Annotated in this window: 2 protein-coding genes; both read left to right on the top strand. The window is 46.4% G+C overall.

What is annotated here, in order from left to right; genetic code table 11:
• A partial coding sequence (locus tag ACFIK8_RS08985; RefSeq protein WP_375669221.1) for a hypothetical protein occupies nt 1-165 on the top strand: 165 nt, incomplete at its 5' end.
• 48 nt (nt 166-213) lie between these two features.
• Nucleotides 214-548 (top strand): LysR family transcriptional regulator (locus ACFIK8_RS08990; RefSeq protein ID WP_375669219.1); only part of this gene is annotated, 335 nt, incomplete at its 3' end.

Below are 548 nucleotides of genomic sequence, written 5' to 3' on the forward strand. Positions count from 1 at the left end.
CTTATGGACAGCGCCGGATTCAACAGCAACAAGCATTGCTGGTGTTTTTGCTGCGGGGGATGTTGTGGACAACATATTCCGCCAGGCTATAACAGCAGCAGGGAGGGGATGTATGGCAGCGCTGGAAGCAGAACGGTTTTTGGATCTGCAGATATAGATGTTTAAAATAGATACGCATCGGAAAAGTGAAAGAAATAAGAGGTAAAATTAATTGTGGCGTTATCATTGGATTGGGATAAGTTAAGGGTTTTTCATGCTGCGGCAGACGCGGGTTCTTTTACGCATGCCGCTCAAAGGCTTCATTTATCCCAATCAGCAATTTCGCGACAGGTTTCAGCTTTAGAGCAGGAGGTTGGTGTGTTTCTGTTTCAGCGTCATGCACGTGGTTTGATCCTTACAGAGCAGGGTGAGATTCTTTATCGTACAACGCATGATGTTTTGATGAAGCTTGAAAGCGCGCATTCGCAATTAAGTGAAAGCTGTGAAAAACCAGCAGGGAATTTGCGTGTTACATCGACCTGCGGAATGGGGTCAGGGTGGCTTGTGGA

Source organism: Bartonella sp. MR168JLCBS (assembly GCF_042194175.1).